This is a genomic window from Streptomyces incanus, from assembly GCF_042656345.1.
In the GTDB taxonomy this organism is placed as follows: Bacteria; Actinomycetota; Actinomycetes; order Streptomycetales; family Streptomycetaceae; genus Streptomyces; species Streptomyces incanus.
Window position 1 is genome coordinate 98,193 of record NZ_JBHSPC010000001.1, and the last position, 16,002, is coordinate 114,194.

Annotated in this window: 15 protein-coding genes; 11 read left to right on the forward strand and 4 right to left on the reverse strand. The window is 71.8% G+C overall.

Going from position 1 to position 16,002, the window contains the following annotated elements; genetic code table 11:
- Positions 1-60 precede the first annotated feature (60 nt).
- The 10 genes from ACFP2V_RS00490 to ACFP2V_RS00535 all read left to right on the forward strand — a co-directional run bounded on the left by ACFP2V_RS00490 (position 61) and on the right by ACFP2V_RS00535 (position 12,817).
- A complete protein-coding gene (locus tag ACFP2V_RS00490) occupies positions 61-1,710 on the forward strand; it encodes a class I adenylate-forming enzyme family protein (RefSeq protein ID WP_381204262.1) in 1,650 nt (549 codons plus the stop codon).
- Entirely contained in the window at positions 1,707-2,972 is a 1,266-nt protein-coding gene (locus ACFP2V_RS00495; RefSeq protein WP_381204263.1) for a beta-ketoacyl-[acyl-carrier-protein] synthase family protein, read from the forward strand. The genes ACFP2V_RS00490 and ACFP2V_RS00495 overlap by 4 nt, the downstream gene beginning before the upstream one ends.
- 24 nt (positions 2,973-2,996) lie before the next feature.
- Positions 2,997-4,058 (forward strand): 4-hydroxyphenylpyruvate dioxygenase, encoded by a 1,062-nt coding sequence (hppD, locus tag ACFP2V_RS00500; RefSeq protein WP_381204280.1) that lies wholly within the window; start codon positions 2,997-2,999, stop codon positions 4,056-4,058.
- Between the two features lie 70 nt (positions 4,059-4,128).
- Positions 4,129-5,046 carry a phytanoyl-CoA dioxygenase family protein gene (locus tag ACFP2V_RS00505; protein WP_381204264.1) on the forward strand — a complete coding sequence of 306 codons (918 nt, stop codon included), beginning with the start codon at positions 4,129-4,131 and terminating at the stop codon, positions 5,044-5,046.
- A complete protein-coding gene (locus tag ACFP2V_RS00510; RefSeq protein WP_381204265.1) occupies positions 5,046-5,942 on the forward strand; it encodes a prephenate dehydrogenase in 897 nt (298 codons plus the stop codon). Before ACFP2V_RS00505 ends, ACFP2V_RS00510 begins: the two co-directional genes overlap by 1 nt.
- 45 nt (positions 5,943-5,987) lie before the next feature.
- Positions 5,988-7,964: an FAD/NAD(P)-binding protein gene (locus ACFP2V_RS00515; protein ID WP_381204266.1), complete on the forward strand. Its 1,977-nt coding sequence runs from the start codon at positions 5,988-5,990 to the stop codon at positions 7,962-7,964.
- Between the two features lie 131 nt (positions 7,965-8,095).
- A complete protein-coding gene (locus tag ACFP2V_RS00520; RefSeq protein WP_381204281.1) occupies positions 8,096-9,607 on the forward strand; it encodes a class-II fumarase/aspartase family protein in 1,512 nt (503 codons plus the stop codon).
- A 148-nt stretch (positions 9,608-9,755) separates the two neighbouring features.
- On the forward strand, positions 9,756-11,201 hold the full coding sequence (locus ACFP2V_RS00525; RefSeq protein WP_381204267.1) for a DHA2 family efflux MFS transporter permease subunit: 1,446 nt from the start codon (positions 9,756-9,758) through the stop codon (positions 11,199-11,201).
- Positions 11,202-11,329: 128 nt separating this feature from the next.
- Positions 11,330-12,310, forward strand: a complete 981-nt coding sequence (locus tag ACFP2V_RS00530) for an acyl-ACP desaturase (protein ID WP_381204268.1) — start codon at positions 11,330-11,332, stop codon at positions 12,308-12,310.
- A 276-nt stretch (positions 12,311-12,586) separates the two neighbouring features.
- Positions 12,587-12,817, forward strand: coding sequence for a hypothetical protein (locus ACFP2V_RS00535; RefSeq protein ID WP_381204269.1), 231 nt, complete (start codon positions 12,587-12,589; stop codon positions 12,815-12,817).
- Positions 12,818-13,053: 236 nt separating this feature from the next.
- Here the strand turns inward: ACFP2V_RS00535 and ACFP2V_RS00540 are convergent, their stop codons facing one another.
- Genes ACFP2V_RS00540 through ACFP2V_RS00550 form a run of 3 tightly spaced genes read right to left on the reverse strand, consistent with a single transcriptional unit; the run spans position 13,054 to position 14,536 of the window.
- Entirely contained in the window at positions 13,054-13,422 is a 369-nt protein-coding gene (locus ACFP2V_RS00540) for a 4Fe-4S dicluster domain-containing protein (RefSeq protein WP_381204270.1), read from the reverse strand.
- Positions 13,419-14,366 (reverse strand): patatin-like phospholipase family protein, encoded by a 948-nt coding sequence (locus ACFP2V_RS00545; RefSeq protein ID WP_381204271.1) that lies wholly within the window; start codon positions 14,364-14,366, stop codon positions 13,419-13,421. Before ACFP2V_RS00545 ends, ACFP2V_RS00540 begins: the two co-directional genes overlap by 4 nt.
- Positions 14,363-14,536 (reverse strand): hypothetical protein, encoded by a 174-nt coding sequence (locus ACFP2V_RS00550; RefSeq protein ID WP_381204272.1) that lies wholly within the window; start codon positions 14,534-14,536, stop codon positions 14,363-14,365. Before ACFP2V_RS00550 ends, ACFP2V_RS00545 begins: the two co-directional genes overlap by 4 nt.
- A gap of 137 nt (positions 14,537-14,673) precedes the next feature.
- Here ACFP2V_RS00550 and ACFP2V_RS00555 point away from each other — a divergent pair, with 137 nt between their 5' ends.
- A complete protein-coding gene (locus tag ACFP2V_RS00555) occupies positions 14,674-15,564 on the forward strand; it encodes an alpha/beta fold hydrolase (protein WP_381204273.1) in 891 nt (296 codons plus the stop codon).
- 30 nt (positions 15,565-15,594) lie between these two features.
- Here the strand turns inward: ACFP2V_RS00555 and ACFP2V_RS00560 are convergent.
- On the reverse strand, positions 15,595-16,002 hold a 408-nt coding region (locus ACFP2V_RS00560; RefSeq protein ID WP_381204274.1), incomplete at its 5' end, for an RNA-guided endonuclease TnpB family protein.

Here is a 16,002-nt window from a genome sequence, read left to right on the forward strand (position 1 = left end):
GCCCGGCAAGCCCGGCAAAGTCCAGAACCCAGAGAGTCCAGAGAGCGGAGACACCGGGGAATGAATCCGAAGAACGAGCGCGCGGCACTCGCAGCCGATCAGGGGCTGGGTGTCGGCAACGCGCTCACCACACTGCTCGCACAGGGCACCGGCCTCGACACGCCCACCCTGACCTTCGACACCGAGGTGGACGGACACCCGGCCTGGCAGTCCCTGACGCTGGCCGAGCTGGGCGAGCGGGTGGCTGCCCGCGCCGCCGCCCTGCACTCGCTCGGGGTCGGTCCCCGGGACCCGGTCGCCGTGTTCGTGACGGCCGGCGCCGATCAGGTGCTCAGCTACCTCGCACTGGTCCGGCTCGGCGCGATCCCCGCCCTGATCAACGGCAGGCTCCCCGCCGAGCAGGCCGCCGAGTACATCAGGCGGCTGCGCGCGGTCGGGGTGATCGCCGACGCCGCGCACGGGAAGGCCCTGGTGGAGTCCGGTACCGGGACGCCGCTCCTCGCCGATCCGGCCGACCTCGGCAAGGGCGATCCCGCGGCGGCCCCCGGGCCGTACCGGCACCACGGCAACGAGCCCGTGGTCATCACCCACTCCTCCGGAACCACCGGCCTGCCCAAGGCCGTCACCCACTCGCACCACAGTCTCTTCGCGGCCGTCCGCCATCGGCTGTCCCTGCCCAAGGGCCAGGGACTCGACCGGATGCTGGGCGCGCTGCCGTCGGCGCACGCGGCCACCGTCATCGCCGTCAACCTGGCGCTGACCAACCGGGTGCAGCTCGCCGTGCTGTCCCAGCAGACCGGCGGCCCCGTGCTCGACGCGATCGAGTCCTGGCAGCCGCAGAGCGTCCTGGGCTTCGCCACCACCTGGTCGGAGCTGGCGGGCGAGGACCTCTCGGCCCGAAACCTGGACTCCGTACGCATCTGGTGGAACACCGGGGACTGCGCGCACGAGGCGCACATCCGCAAGCTCATCGCCGTGGGCCGGCGGGAGTCCGTCGGCGCGCGGGGCCGCGTCAGCCGCCCCGGCTCGTTCTTCGTCGACGGCCTCGGCTCGTCGGAGATGGGGCACTCCCAGTTCTTCATCACCCACACCCCCGACACCAACCGGTACGGACGGTGCATCGGCCGGCCGCACGCCTTCTCGGACGTGGCGGTCGTCGACGCCGACGGTGAGAAGCTCGGCGCGGGACAGGTCGGGCAACTGGCCGTCAACGCGCCCACGCTCTCGCTCGGTTACTGGAACGACTCGGTGACCACCTACCGCACCCGCCGGGACGGCTACTTCCTCACCGGGGACCTCGTCCTGCGCGACGACGACGGGTACTACTACCACGTCGACCGTGCCGTGGACGCCGTCGACCTGGGCGACGGCCACACGCTCTACACCATGCTCTGCGAGGAGAAGGTCCTCGCGGCCTGCCCCGAGGTGCTGGAGTGCACCGTCGTCGCCGTGCGGACGGACAGCGGTCCCGTCACCTCGGTCCTGCTGCTGCTCGACCCGCAGGCGGACCAGGACGCCGACCGGACCGCCGAGGTCCTCGCCGCGCTGGAACCTCATGTGGCCCGCACCGTCGAGCGCGTGGTCGTGGTCAGCCCCGACCTCATTCCGCTCGGGGCGACCGGCAAGGTCCGCAAGATCCTGCTGCGCCGGCGCTTCCTCGACGGCGAGCTGCTCGCCGTGCGGCCGGCCGCCGGGCAGGTGGCGGCATGAGCGGGCGCGCCGCCGGCACGGACGCCGTCGTCACGGGGCTCGGCACGTTCTCCCCGCTGGGCCGGGGCGCGGCCGAGACCTTCGACGCCCTGTGCCACGGGAAGTCCGGGCTGCAGCGGCCGCCGGCGGGCCATCTGCTGGACGGCACCGTGGACGTGGCCGGCATCGCACCGGACATCGAGGCACGCGACGTGCTGCCGCCGAGCGAGGGCCGGCTGGTCGACCGCTACGCGCTGATGGCCCTGGCCGCCGCGGACGACGCGCTGGCCGACGCGGGGCTCGTCGTCGGCGACGACGTCGACCCGCACCGGGTCGCGGTGATCGTGTCCAGCGGCGCGGGCGGTCTGACGACGTACGAGGCGCAGACCCGGGCACGCGCGGAGCGCGGTCCGACCGCGGTCAGCCCGTATCTGCTGCCCGGCATGCTGCCGAACATGGCGACCGCCAGGATCGCCATCAAGCACGGGATACGCGGCTGGAGTTCGGCGATCGCCACGGCGTGTGCCGCCGGTGCCCACGCCGTGGCGGAGGCGGCCCGGCTGATCCGCTACGGCGAGGCCGACGTGGTGGTCTGCGGCGGGGCCGAGGCTCCGCTCAACCCCACCTCCGCCCTGGCGTTCACCCACGCACGGGCGCTGGCCCACGGCTGGGAGGACCCCGAGGCGGCCAGCCGCCCCTTCGACCGGCGTCGCAACGGGTTCGTCCTGGCCGAGGGTTCGGGGGTGCTCGTCGTCGAGCGCGCCGGGCACGCCGACGCGCGCGGCGCGGCCGGCTACGCCAGTGTCCTCGGCTGGGGCGCCACCACCGACGCGTACCGGCCCACGGCACCCCGGCCCGACGGCGAGGGAGCCGCGCTGAGCATGCGCGGGGCGCTCGCATGTGCGGGCCTCGTACCCGACGACATCGGGTACGTGAACGCCCACGGCACGGCCACCAAGCTGGGCGACGTCGCGGAGACCAAGGCCGTGCGGGCGGTGTTCGGGGACCGGTCGCCGGCCGTCAGCAGCACGAAGTCGATGACGGGCCATCTGCTGGGCGGCTCCGGGGCGTTGGAGGCCGCGATCTGTGCCCTGGCGATCTCGCGGGGCATGCTGCCGCCGACGCACAACCTCGACGAGGTGGACCCGGGCTGCGACCTGGACCACGTGCGGGGCGAGGCCCGGCAGCAGCGGGTCGAGGCCGTGATCTCCAACTCGTTCGCCTTCGGCGGCCACAACGTGAGCCTGCTGCTCGGCGCCGCGACCACCCGCCACAAACGCTAGAAGGAAGAGAGGGAACCGCACGTGATGATCGGATCCGTGGACCATGTCGAGTTCTACGTCGGGGACGCGCAGCAGTCGGCCTTCTATCTCTGCACCGCGTTCGGATTCCGGGTGTGCGGCCAGGCCGGACCCGAGACGGGGCAGCCCGGCCGGCGCTCGCTGCTGCTGCGCCAGGGCGGCATCGACCTCGTCCTCACCTCCGCGCTGTCGTCCGAGGACCCCGTGGCCGCGTACGTGGCCCGGCACGGTGACGGGGTGGCCAATATCGCCTTCGAGGTGTCCGATGCCGCCAAGGCGTTCGCGACGGCCGTCGAGCGGGGCGCCACCCCGGTCGAGGAACCGGTGACACACAGCCGGTGCGGCACCGAGGTCGTCACCGCCGCCGTGCTGGGTTTCGGCGACGTCGCCCACCGGTTCGTGCAGCGGGCCGGGGGCCGGGACGAGTTCCTGCCCGGCGTGATGGACATGATCGCCGACGACCCGGACCAGGTCACGGGCCTCATGCATACCGTGGACCACGCGGCGATCTGCCTGCCGACGGGACAGCTGCGGCCGACGGTCGCCTTCTACGAGAAGGTGTTCGGTTTCAGCCAGATCTTCGAGGAGTTCATCGAGGTCGGCGAGCAGGCCATGGACTCGAAGGTGGTACAGAGCCCGTCGGGGCAGGTCACCTTCACGCTGATCGAGCCGGTCACCGACCGCAAGCCCGGCCAGATCGACGACTTCCTGGCCCGCCACGGCGGCGCCGGCGTACAGCACCTCGCCCTGCTCGTCGATGACATCGTTGCTGCCGTGCCGGCCCTCGAGAGCCGCGGCGTGAAGTTCCTCCGGACGCCCGACGCCTACTACACCGAGCTGGCGGAGCGTCTGGGCAGCCCGGAGCTGAGCATCGAGGACCTGCGGCGCACCAACGTGCTGGTCGACCAGGACCACTGGGGCCAGGTGTTCCAGATCTTCACCCAGTCCCTGCACGTACGGAAGACCTTCTTCTGGGAGGTCATCGACCGGCACGGCGCCCGCACGTTCGGCAGCGGCAACATCAAGGCCCTCTACGAGGCCGTCGCCCGCGAGAAGGCCACCGCCTGACCCGCCGGCACCGCCCGTCCGCACGTCTGCCCACCCGCACACTTCGCACACTTCGCACCGAAGGAAGATCGTGACTGTCCAGGACTCACCGCTCTTCGCCCTGACCGAGGAGGAGCGCCTGCTCCTCCCCTCCGACGACGACGTGGCCTTCTACGCCCAGCACGGCTGGTACCTGTCCAAGAAGCTGTTCACCGACGAGGAGACCGATCTTCTGGAGTCGGCGAGCGAGCGCTTCTACGGCGGTCACCGCGACCGGACGCTGCCCTTACGCCCGCCGAAGCTCGCCTACTGGGAGCCCGGGCACGGCGCGGTGCAGCGGCACAACGACTACATCCACTACGAGGACGACACGATCGGCCGCATCCTGCGCAAGCCGCTGCTCGGCGCGGTGGCCGCCCGGCTCGCCGGGGCCGAGGTGATACGGGTGTTCCAGTCCACCCTCATCTTCAAGCCGCCGGTGGCGGGAGAACAGTCCAACATCGTGCCCTGGCACTTCGACCGGCACTACTGGTCCACGTGCACCTCGGAGCGGATGCTGACCGCGTTCATCCCCTTCCACGACTGCGACGAGGAGATGGGCACGATCACCATGGTGGACGGCAGCCACCTGTGGAAGGAGACCGCGGAGAACGACGCGACCTCGCTGCACTTCGCCGAGCGCGACCGCTCCGAACTCGACGTGATGCTCGAGGAGAACGCCCGGCACAACGGCGTCGAGGTGCGCAGGATCCCCGTGCGCATCCCGAAGGGACACGTCAACTTCCACCACTGCCGCACCTACCACGGCAGCGGGGCCAACGTCAGCGACCGTCCGCGCCGGGCCATCTCCTTCCATCTGCAGGACGGCGAGAACCGCTACCGGGAGTTCCTCCGCTCGGACGGCACGCAGGTGGCGTACAACCACGACGTGCTGGTGCGCAGGACCGCCGAGGGCGCCCCGGACTACAGCGACCCCGAGTATCTCCCGGTGCTGTGGAGCAGCCGCTGATGCCCAGTGCCGCCGTGGTCGGAACCGGCCTGATCGGTACGTCGATCGCCCTGGCCCTGCGGGGCCGGGGCGTGACCCCCTATCTCCTGGACCGGAACCCGGAGGCGGCCCGCACCGCGGCCGGCCTGGGCGCCGGTGTGGTGGGTGCCCCGCGCACGCCCGTGGACCTGGCCGTACTCGCGGTGCCCCCGCAGCATGTCGCCGCGACGCTGCACGAGTACCAACTGCTCGGTCTGGCCGACGACTTCACGGATGTGGCCAGTGTCAAGGCCCGCCCGCAGGAGGAGGCGGCCGAGCTGGGCTGCGATCTGACCCGCTTCGTGGGCGGTCATCCCATGGCGGGCCGGGAGCAGTCGGGTCCGCTCGCGGCCCAGGGCGACCTCTTCCACGGCAAGCCGTGGGTGCTCACCCCGCACGCGGGTTCCCTCCCCCGGACCCTCGGCCGGGCGCGGGAGCTGGCCGAGCTGTGCGGGGCCGTACCGGTCGTGATGGGGCACGCCGAGCACGACCGGGCGGTGGCCCTCACCTCGCACACCCCGCATCTGGTGGCGAGCCTGCTGGCCACCCGGCTGCTGCACGGCGACGACACCCAGCTTCGGCTCGCCGGGCAGGGGTTGCGCGATGCCACCCGGATCGCCGGGGGTGACGCCGAGCTGTGGACGGAGATCATCGCCGCGAACGCCCCGGCCGTCGCCGAGGTGCTGGCGGAGTTCGCCCTGGACCTGCACGAGGTCGTGGATGCCCTGAGGGACCTGGGCGCGGGCCCGCCGGAACGGCACCGCGCCGGCCGGGCGCACCTCACCACGGCCCTGGCCCGCGGCGTGCAGGGGCGGGCCCGGATCCCGGCGCGTGCGGCGGGCGGGCTGCGCCTGAGCGGTGTGGCGGCCGGCAGCTGAGACGCGGGGAACACAACGACTTCCGATTCAGTGGAGAGACCGACTATGACCAGCCGACGGCTCGACGTCTGCCTCATCGGTGCCGGGCCCCGCGGGCTCTCGGTCCTTGAACGGCTGTGTGCGAACGCCGGGCCGGTCCCGGAGGACGTGCCGATCACCGTGCATGTGGTCGACCCGTATCCGCCCGGGGCCGGACAGGTGTGGCGCAGCGACCAGTCCGGACACCTGCTGATGAACACGGTGGCCTCCCAGGTCACCATGTTCACCGACGACAGCGTGGAGATCCGGGGTGCGCTCGCCCCGGGACCGAGCCTGTACGAATGGGCACGCTTCCTCACGCTCATCGGCCCGATGGACGACCGACAGTACGACGAGCGGGTACTGACGGAGGCGCGCACGCTCGGCCCCGACTCCTATCCGTCCCGTGCCTTCTACGGCCATTACCTGGAATGGGTCTTCCGGCGGGTGACACAGACGGCACCGAGCCGGCTGACCACCGTCGTGCACCGCGCCCGCGCGGTGGCCCTCGAGGAGACGCCCGGCCCGGGGAGTGACGCGGGCGGTGGCAGGCAGAGCGTTCTGCTGGACGACGGCGACCGCGTCGACGGGTTGGACGCCGTGGTGCTCGCGCAGGGTCATCTGCCCGTACGGCGCTCCCGCAGGCAGGCCGAGCTCGCCGCCTTCGCCGAGGCCCACGGTCTGGGCTACGTCCTCCCGGCCAACCCCGCGGACGTGGACCTGTCACCGATACGGCCGGGCGAGACGGTCGCGCTGCTCGGGCTCGGCCTGAACTTCTTCGACTACATGGCGCTGCTGACGCTGGGCCGGGGCGGAGAGTTCGTACGGCGCTCGGGCCGGCTGGTCTACATGCCGTCCGGCCGTGAGCCGCGCCTGGTCGCGGGTTCCCGGCGCGGGCTGCCGTTCCCTTCACGGGGCGAGAACCAGAAGGGCCCGCACGGCCGTCATCTGCCGGCCGTGCTGACCCCCGAGGTGATCGCGGGCCTGCGGGAGCGGTCCCGGCAGCAGGGCGGGACCGACTTCCGCGCCTTCCTGTGGCCGTTGGTCTCCAAGGAGGTCGAGACCGTCTACTACACCGCGCTGCTCACCGCCGCGGGCCGTTCCGGGGACGCGCAGCGGCTGCGGGCCCGCCTCCTTGGGACCGAGCCGGGCAGCGAACGGGAGCGGGACGTGCTCGGGGAGTTCGGGATCGCCCCGGAGGAGCGCTGGGACTGGGCCCGCGTCGCCCGCCCGCACGCGGGCCGGGTCTTCGCCTCGCCCGAGGACTTCGAGGGCTGGCTGCTCGGGCACCTCCGCGAGGATCTGGCGCAGGCGCGCGCCGGAAACGTCGAAGGTCCGCTCAAGGCGGCGCTCGACGTCCTGCGCGACCTGCGCAACGAACTCAGGCAGCTCGTCGATCACGGTGGATTGACGGGGAGTTCGTATCGGCAGGACCTGGACGCCTGGTACACGCCGTTGAACGCGTTCCTGTCCATCGGGCCGCCGGCCCGGCGCATCGAGGAGGCGATCGCGCTGCTGGAGGCCGGGATGCTGCGCGTCCTCGGGCCCGGCGTCCAGGCCGTGCCCGACGAGGCGGCAGAGGTCTTCGCGGTCGAGTCGGGCTCGGTGCCCGGCTCGCGCACCTCGGCGACCACCCTGATCGAGGCCCGGTTGCCGGAGATCGATCTGCGGACGACCGCAGACCCGTTGCTGGTGCGGCTCCTGAAGGAGCGGCAGTGCCGCCCGTACGAGATCACCGACCCGGACGGCTCGGTGTACGAGACGGGTGGACTCGCCGTGACCGATGCGCCGTTCCACCTGATCGACGCCGAAGGACGCCCGCACCCGCGCCGCTTCGCCTTCGGTGTGCCCACGGAGTCCGTTCACTGGGCCACGGCGGCGGGCATCCGTCCCGGGGTCAACTCGGTGACTCTGCAGGACTCCGACGCCATCGCCCATGCCGTGCTCGGTCTGGTCCCGGGGCTGCACCCGGACAGCGAGATGATCGGAGAGCTGACGAGGTGAACGCCCCCATGGCTTCTGCCCGCATGACCACGGCCCCCGCACCCGGTGCCCCGACGGCCACTGACACCACGACCGCTGACTCCGAGGCCGCTGACTCCACGGCCACCGCTCCCGCGGCCGCCCCGGCCTCCATGGCATCCGGCCCCGCATCCCGGGTCGTCGACGCCGGACTGCTCAGCCCGGTGCGGGCGGGCACTCCGGCCGAGGCCGCCACGTCCGACGACGCGTGGCTGCAGGCCATGCTGGATTCCGAGGCCGCACTGGTCCGCGCCCAGGCGAGCCTGGGCAACGTGCCCGCGGCGGCGGCCCGGACGATCAGCGAGCTGGCCCACGCCGACCGCCTGGACCCGCGCGAACTCGCCGTGCTGAGTCGGGGTGCGGCCAATCCCGTGGTGGCCCTGGTCCAGGCGTTCACCCGCCTGGTGGCGGCCGCGGATCCGGACGCCGCCGAGTACGTGCACCGCGGCTCGACCAGCCAGGACATCTTCGACACCGCGCTGATGCTGGTGGCCCGCCGGACCCTGGACCTCCTGGTGGCGGATCTGGAGCAGGTCGCCGGCTCCCTGCGCGCGCTGGCCGAGGCGCACGCGGGGACGCTCATGGCGGGGCGCACGCTCGCGCTGCACGCGGTGCCCACGACCTTCGGGCTCAAGGCGGCCGGCTGGCTGGCCGCGGTGAGCACGGCCACGGACCGGCTGAAGACGCTGCGCTCCGAAGGCCTCTTCGTCCAACTGGGCGGTGCGGCAGGCACGTTGGCCGGTTATGCCGAGTACGAGAAGCTGCACCGCGGCGCACGGCAGTGCGCCGCGGGCGAAGACCCGACAGCCGCGCACACGGACGCACACACGGACGGCCGCGCGGCAGGGCACGGGGCAGGACTCACGGCAGGCTACGCGGAGCGGCTGACCGCCCGGTTCGCCGCGGAGACGCGACTGTGCGCGCCGGTGCTGCCGTGGCACAGCCACCGTGCGCCCGTTGCCGCGCTCGCCGCCGAACTCGCCCTGGCCACAGGTGTGCTGGGGAAGATCGCCGTCGATGTGCAGTCGATGGCGCGGACGGAGACCGCGGAGGTGGCGGAGCCCACCGCGGCCGGACGCGGCATCTCGTCGGCGATGCCGCAGAAGCGGAACCCCGCGCTGGCCACGCTGATCCGCTCGGCGGCCCTGCAGATTCCCGCCTACGCGAGTGTGCTCACGCACACGATGCTGTCCGAGGACGAGCGGTCGGCCGGCGCCTGGCACGCCGAATGGCAGCCGCTCCGCGAGTGTCTGCGGCTGGCCGGAGGGGCCGCGCACACCGCACGCGAGCTGGTCGCCGGGCTGGAGATGTCGCCCGGACGCATGCGGGCGAACCTGGAGCTGACCGGCGGCCTGATCGTCTCGGAGCGGCTGGCGGCCGTGCTGGCACCGGCGCTCGGCAAGGCGACCGCGAAGGAGGTCATGGGCCGGGCCTCGGCCGAGGCGGCCGCCTCCGGCCTGCCACTGGGCACAGTGCTTTCCAACGATCCCTCGATCGCGGGGCAGTTCGATGCCGAAGAACTGGCACGACTGTTGGATCCGGCCGAATACACCGGTGCAGCCGAAGAGTTGGTCCGGCGGTCGCTCACCCGGTACGCGGGGCCGTCCGACGCGCAGGGCGTATGACACGCGGAGCGCATGCGCGGTGACGAGCGTCATCGCGCCGCGCCTGTGCGACTCACCCCGACCCCCTTTTAAATGCACGTACGGTCGTTTAGTTTTTACTCGGAGGATCCCGCACCGGCCTGTGGATCCCACGACGAAGGGACCGCGCATGACCACCGCTTCACCCACGTCACCCGGGGCAGGCCCGGCGGGCCCCGCGGGACAGCACGAAGGGCGGGCACCGGAGAGCTCCGCGGGGGCGGCGGCCAAGGTCGCTCTGCTCGTCGCGTCCGGGGCCACCTTCCTCGCCGTGCTCGACACCACGGTCGTCAACATCGCCTTCTCCGACCTGCGCGTCGACTTCCCGGACGCCTCGCTGTCCCAGCTGACCTGGGTCGTGACCGCGTACACCGTCGTGTTCGCGGCGCTGCTCGCCGTCGCCGGGCGGGTCGCCGACGTCATCGGGCGCAGGAAGCTGTTCGTCCGGTCCACGGTCCTGTTCACGCTCGCCTCGCTGCTGAGCGGGCTGGCCACCGATGTTCCGATGCTCGTCGGCGCCCGTGCCCTGCAGGGTGTGGGCGCGGCGGGGATGATCCCCTCGGCGCTCGGTCTGGTGCTTCAGCACACGCCCGCCGCCCGCCGGCAGGTCGCCGTCGGGGTGTGGGGAGCGGTCGGCAGCATGGCCGCCGCCGTCGGGCCGAGCCTCGGCGGCCTGCTGGTCGACGTGTGGGGCTGGCGCAGCGTGTTCCTGATCAACCTCCCGCTCGGTCTGGCCATCGTGGCCGTCGCGGCCAGGCTGTCCAACGACGCGCCGACCGGGCGCCGGCTCCCCGACCCGGTGGGCACCCTGGCCCTGGCCCTGGGCATCGGAGGCGTCGTCTTCGGCGTGACCCAGGGGACGGAGTGGGGCTGGGGCAGCGGCCGGGTCGTCGCGCTGCTGGCCGGAGGCGCGGTGCTCGTCGCTGCCGCCCTGCTGCTCTCCCGGCGTCATGTCGCGCCCGCCCTGGAATGGGACCTGTGGCGCAGCCGCCCCTTCGCCGCCACCAACGTCGCCTCGCTGCTCTTCGGTGCGGCCATGTACGCCTACCTCCTGAGCACACTGCTGTTCCTCAACGCGGTGTGGGGCTACTCGGAGTTGAAGGCGGGGCTCGCGGTCACCCCCGGGGCCTTCGCCGCGGCGGTCGGTGCCCTGGTGGTGGGGCGCCGGGTCCCGCCCCGCGCCCAGTGGGCCGCGGTGGCCGCCGGTTCCGTACTCTTCGGCGCCTCCTGCGCCGCCATGTACCTGCTCCTGGGGACCGAACGCCAGTACGTGGCTGTCTGGCTGCCCATCGGCATCGTGGCCGGGGTGGGGATCGGCGCGGCGCTGACCGGGATCTCCAACGCGGCCACCGCGTCGCTGGCACCGCAGCGTTTCGCCTCCGGCACCGGGCTGCTGATGACGACCCGTCAGATCGGTGGCGCGCTGGGCATCGCCGCCCTGGCGGCGATCCTCGAACGTCACGACATCCTCGACGACCTGGGCTATCTGCAGGTGTTCCTCGCGTGCGCCATCGGGTCGTTGGCCGCCGCCGCGTCCGCGCCGATGATCCGCGCGCGGGCCGAGCGGACGCGGTAGTCCGCTCGGAGACCTCGTACTGCCCGCACTGCCCGGACTTCCCGACAAGCCCCAGAACCCTTTGCCGCAGACCCCCTTGTCCCGGGGCCCTGTGAATGACGCCGCGACACCCCGAGAAGGAGAGCGCCATGCCCCCCATCGACCGTCTCGACCGTTCCGTCGCGCGTGCGGAGCACTCCCTGCTGGCCGAGCTCCAGCCGGTGGTGGCGCACAATCTCGACCGCCACCTCGAGGTCGCCAAGGAGTGGTTCCCGCACGAGTACATCCCCTGGGGCGAGGGGCGGGACTTCGAGGGCCAGCTCGGCGGTACGGCCTGGACCGAGGAGGAGGCCACGCTCCCGGACGTGGCCCGTGTCTCGCTCGTGGTCAATCTTCTGACCGAGGACAATCTGCCCGGATACCACTTCGCGGTCGCCGAGTTCGGCCGGGACGGCGCCTGGGGGAACTGGGTCAATCGCTGGACGGCCGAGGAGGCACGGCACGGCACCGCACTGCGTGACTACCTCCTGGTCACCCGGGCCGTCGACCCCAGGGCCCTGGAACGTGCCCGGATGACGCACATGTCGACGGGCTACGACCGTCCCGACGGGTTCAGCGCGCTGCACGCCATCACGTACGCGGCCTTCCAGGAGCTCGCCACCCGGATCTCGCACCGCAACACCGGTCAGGTGAGCACCGATCCGGTGTGCGACTCGCTGCTGGCTCGGATCGCGGCGGACGAGAACCTGCACATGGTGTTCTACCGGAACCTGGTCGACGCCGCCTTCGAGCTGGCACCCGACAGCACCATGGAGGCCGTCCGCGACGTGGTGACCGGGTTCGAGATGCCGGGCTCGACGATCAAGGACTTCGGGCGTAAGTCGGCGGAGATCGCCATCGCGGGCATCTACGACCTGCGGCTGCACCATGACAACGTCGTCATGCCGATCCTGCGCACACTGCGCGTGTTCGAGAGGGAAGGGCTCGGTCCGGCCGGCGAGGCCGCCCGGGAGGAGCTCGCCGGCTTCATGACCCGGCTGGACACCCAGGCGACCTCCTTCACCGACCGGCGCCAGGGCATCCGGGAGGCACGCGCCAAGCGAGCGGCGGCGGCAGCCACCGCCGCATGACACGTCCGAGGGAGCGCGGTCCTTCGCAAGGAGCTGTTCCAGGACCGGGTGGTCGCGGCCGTACCCGTGGCCAAGAACCGTCAGCCTTCCGGGCTGCTGCACGGCAAAGCCGGGGCCTGTCCGGCGGATCAGGTCGGAGGCGCCTGACGGTACCTGTCCGGCCGGGTGAGCGAGGGCCGGGGTGAGCGAAGGCTGGTGCGTGCGGCCTGATCCGAACGAAACTCCCCAGGTGCGGCGCCGGCCGAGACGCCCGGCCCGCCGGCCGCGACGGCGTGCGTGACTCCCGGCGGGCGGCTGGTCGGGCTCGAACTGAACTGCACGCTCCACAGGGCGGCCCTCGGAGGTCTGGGCACCGGAGGTCTGCGAACCGCGCTGCACCAGGAGCCGCGGATCGGCGCCCGTCAGCCGGCGATCAGGGACGACCGCGACCGGCTGATCCGCTCCGCGCGCCTGGCATGCCTGTTACGCGGGATCGCGTCCCGCCAGGTGGTGCAGCCGATCAAGTAGTCGGAGTGCGCAGGTCATCGCCGCGTTGACGCGGTGCGGGGCCGCCTCATGGCACTGACGGCGGGTCAGCCGTGCGCGGTGCGGGAGCCAGGTCCCATGGGGTGGCTGACGCGCGGCTCACCGGAACGCGTCGAGCAAGGTCGCCTACACCACGAGGCGGGGCACGACCTTACGCGAGGGCGCGGGCGCCGGCCGGTGGCATCCGCCGCGGGCCGGCCGTCGGCGGGTGGTTCAGGTCACGGACCGGCCGGGTGCGGGCCAACGGGGGCACCTGGCGCCAGCTCCGCCGGGAGGGTGTCCCACTTGCCGGGTCGTCCCTGCCACTGTTCGGCGTCCGTGAGCGGCGCAATCCGTGTGGTGGCCAGGGGGAGTTCGGCTGCGAGCCGGGCGTTCCACTCCAGGGCCGGCGCGAGTTCGGCGGGTAGTTCGTCCTCCGGATAGATCGCGTCGGCCGGGCAGGCCTCCACGCAGTTGCCGCAGTCGATGCATTCCTCGGGATCGATGACCAGGAAGGTCCCGGCCTCCCGGAAGCAGGCGACCGGGCAGTAGATGACGCATTCCGCGAACTTGCAGCGCACGCACTGCTCGGTGACCACATGCGTCACGCGTCGGCCTCCCGCGCCTCGGTCCCGGCGTCGGGTTCCGGAGCGGCCGAACCGAGCAGTTCGGTGTGCCGGTCCACGAAGCGGTGCCCGGCGTCCTGCCCGAGTTCGTAGGCTTTGAGCAGTCCTTCCGAGGTCGCGGCCGCGTAGTCGACGCCCAGGTTCTTGAGGTCGTCGTCCGGTTTGACCACCAGGACCCGTGCCCCGTTCAGGACGGAGCCGTCGACGATCTCCTCGGACGCGTAGAGGTCGCGGAAGAGCGGGAAGGGGTCGCAGCCGATCGCGACGAGTACGGCCACACCCTTGGCCGCGACCTCCCGTGCCGGGCAGGAGCAGGTGTACGAGGCATCGACGTACGCCTCCCCGTCGATCTCCGCCGGTATGGCCCACGCATGCAGCATGCGTGTCGAGGCATAGGACACGGCGTCGTAGTTGTCCGGTGTCAGGAGGCGCTCCTGCCCCCCGGACCCGGCGCGGGAGGAGAACACGACGGTGGCCAGGTGCTCGTCGACCCAGCTCCGGTCCCCCGCGAAGACGTTGCGCAGGAGTTGGCGGCCGAGCGCCTTGGCGTCCGGGCCCTGGGTGGTCTCGGCGGCGGCCGGATCGGTGACCTTGCTGGTGGCCAGGAGGAACTCCGGGGCTCCGGGGCGGAAGAGTCCCTCGCGGAGCGTCGGACCGTACTCCGCGATGCTGTCGAGTACGACGCTGCTCATGCCCTTGTCAGCCGCGGCCGCGGCGGCCCCGGTCCAGTACGCCACGCCCGTCCGCCGCGCCCGGCCGACCGCGGCGAGACCGCCGGAGAGGGCGGAGGACGAAGCGGTGCCGTACACATGTGCGCGCAGCCCGCGTTCCTCGAAAGCGGCCAGCACGCCGTGACCGTAGACCCCTTTGAGCATCCCCGACGCGACGGCGACACCGATGCGCCCGGTGCTGCCGGGGGCGGTCACGACAGCAGTCCTTTCTCGAGCTCGTCCGCCGTCCCGGTCCGCGTCTCCGGCCAGTCGGCCAGAAGATGCGCGTCGATCAGGCCGTTCAGATGGTCCTTGAACCACTGGTTCGGGCCGGGCAGGCCGTCCACGGCGTCGTCGGCGACGGATACGGAGTGCGGGTGCGTCATGCCGTCCTCCAGGAGGGAGAGTTGACCACGGCGACATTAGCACGATCGTCCGTACAGTTATACGGTACAGGCGTCATTAATATGCGCGAACGATCGTGCTAACATTTCCCACCCCTGATCGATCTGGAGGGCGTGGAATGGATCGCGCTACGGCAGGTGTCGGTGCGGCCCCGGGCGGCGCCGGCGAGTCGGGCAACCCGGTCGGCTCGAGCCAGGAGTTGTTCGAGCTCTTCCGGCGGCCGCAGGGCCGCAGCAGGCCCAGGCCCGACGAACGGGCGGTCATGGAGGCCGCGAGGACCGGCGAACTGACGGTGAACGGCAAGGTCGCGGCCGTCTACCGCTGGGGCAGCGGCGAACGCCCGGTGCTCCTGGTGCACGGCTGGGAGTCACGCGCATCACGCTATGCGAAGGCCATCACCCGGCTGATCGAGCGGGGATACAGCCCGGTCGCCTTCGACGCGCCGGGGCACGGTGCGGCCACCGGCGACACCACGACACTCGTGGAGTACCGCGACATCATCGCCGAACTCCACCGCACGCACGGGGAGTTCGAAGCAGTCGTAGCCCATTCCTTCGGGGTCGTCGCGACCTTCGTGGCGCTGCGGCACGGCGTGCGGGCGAGGCGGATCGTGGCGATCAGCTCGGTCCCCGACTTCATGTATCTGGTCGACATGTTCACCGCCCGGCTGCGGTTGTCGGAGCAACTGCGGGACGAACTGCGTCGACGCATCGAGCGGGAGGTGTACCCGGGGGAGGAGGACATGTGGACGCGCTTCTCCGTCTTCCACGAATCCGCCGGCGTCCGCGTTCCGCTCCTCGTCATCCATGACGAGGACGACAACACGGTCGGCTGCGGGCAGGCGCGGCGCATCGTCGCGGCCTTCGGCGAACAGGCACGACTGGTCACCACCCGCAGGTTCGGGCACCAGCGCATTCTCGGCGCTCCCCAAGTGGTGGCGGAGATCGAACAGTTCATCGGATCCGGTGCCGCGGAGCCCGGACGCAGGACAGAGGTGGCAGCAGGTTGACTTCCTCCCCCTCGTGAACGAGGGGGATTCCTACGGCTCGCGCCGTGGGGGTTTCTGCTTCGCCGCCGACCGCCCGCCCGGAGAACTCCGTTGAGGTCTTACACCGGCTCCACAGACAGACACGGCCAGCCCGGCCGCCAGAAGGTTCTTCGCCGCGTTCACGTCCCGGTCGTGGGTCGTGCCGCAGTCGCAGGTCCAGGTGCGGACGTGCAGCGGCATCTTCTTCTGCAAGGTGCCGCAGGCGGAGCACAGCCTGGAGGAGGGGAAGAAGCGGTCGACCGCGATCACTTCCCGCCCGTACCAGGCCGCCTTGTACTCCAGCATGGAGCGGAACTCGCTCCAGCCCGCGTCCGAGATGGCCCGGGCGAGCGTGTGGTTTTTGACCATGTTGCGCACGGTCAGGTCCTCGATCACGATCGTTTGGTTCTCACGAACGAG

Excerpts from the sequence above, each read along its gene's own strand:
- ACFP2V_RS00490 (WP_381204262.1), top strand. The coding sequence starts at position 61 with ATGAATCCGAAGAACGAGCGCGCGGCACTCGCAGCCGATCAGGGGCTG.
- ACFP2V_RS00495 (WP_381204263.1), top strand. The coding sequence starts at position 1,707 with ATGAGCGGGCGCGCCGCCGGCACGGACGCCGTCGTCACGGGGCTCGGC.
- hppD (WP_381204280.1), top strand. The coding sequence starts at position 2,997 with ATGATCGGATCCGTGGACCATGTCGAGTTCTACGTCGGGGACGCGCAG.
- ACFP2V_RS00510 (WP_381204265.1), top strand. The coding sequence starts at position 5,046 with ATGCCCAGTGCCGCCGTGGTCGGAACCGGCCTGATCGGTACGTCGATC.
- ACFP2V_RS00515 (WP_381204266.1), top strand. The coding sequence starts at position 5,988 with ATGACCAGCCGACGGCTCGACGTCTGCCTCATCGGTGCCGGGCCCCGC.
- ACFP2V_RS00520 (WP_381204281.1), top strand. The coding sequence starts at position 8,096 with ATGGCATCCGGCCCCGCATCCCGGGTCGTCGACGCCGGACTGCTCAGC.
- ACFP2V_RS00525 (WP_381204267.1), top strand. The coding sequence starts at position 9,756 with ATGACCACCGCTTCACCCACGTCACCCGGGGCAGGCCCGGCGGGCCCC.
- ACFP2V_RS00530 (WP_381204268.1), top strand. The coding sequence starts at position 11,330 with ATGCCCCCCATCGACCGTCTCGACCGTTCCGTCGCGCGTGCGGAGCAC.
- ACFP2V_RS00550 (WP_381204272.1), bottom strand. The coding sequence starts at position 14,536 with ATGACGCACCCGCACTCCGTATCCGTCGCCGACGACGCCGTGGACGGC.
- ACFP2V_RS00555 (WP_381204273.1), top strand. The coding sequence starts at position 14,674 with ATGGATCGCGCTACGGCAGGTGTCGGTGCGGCCCCGGGCGGCGCCGGC.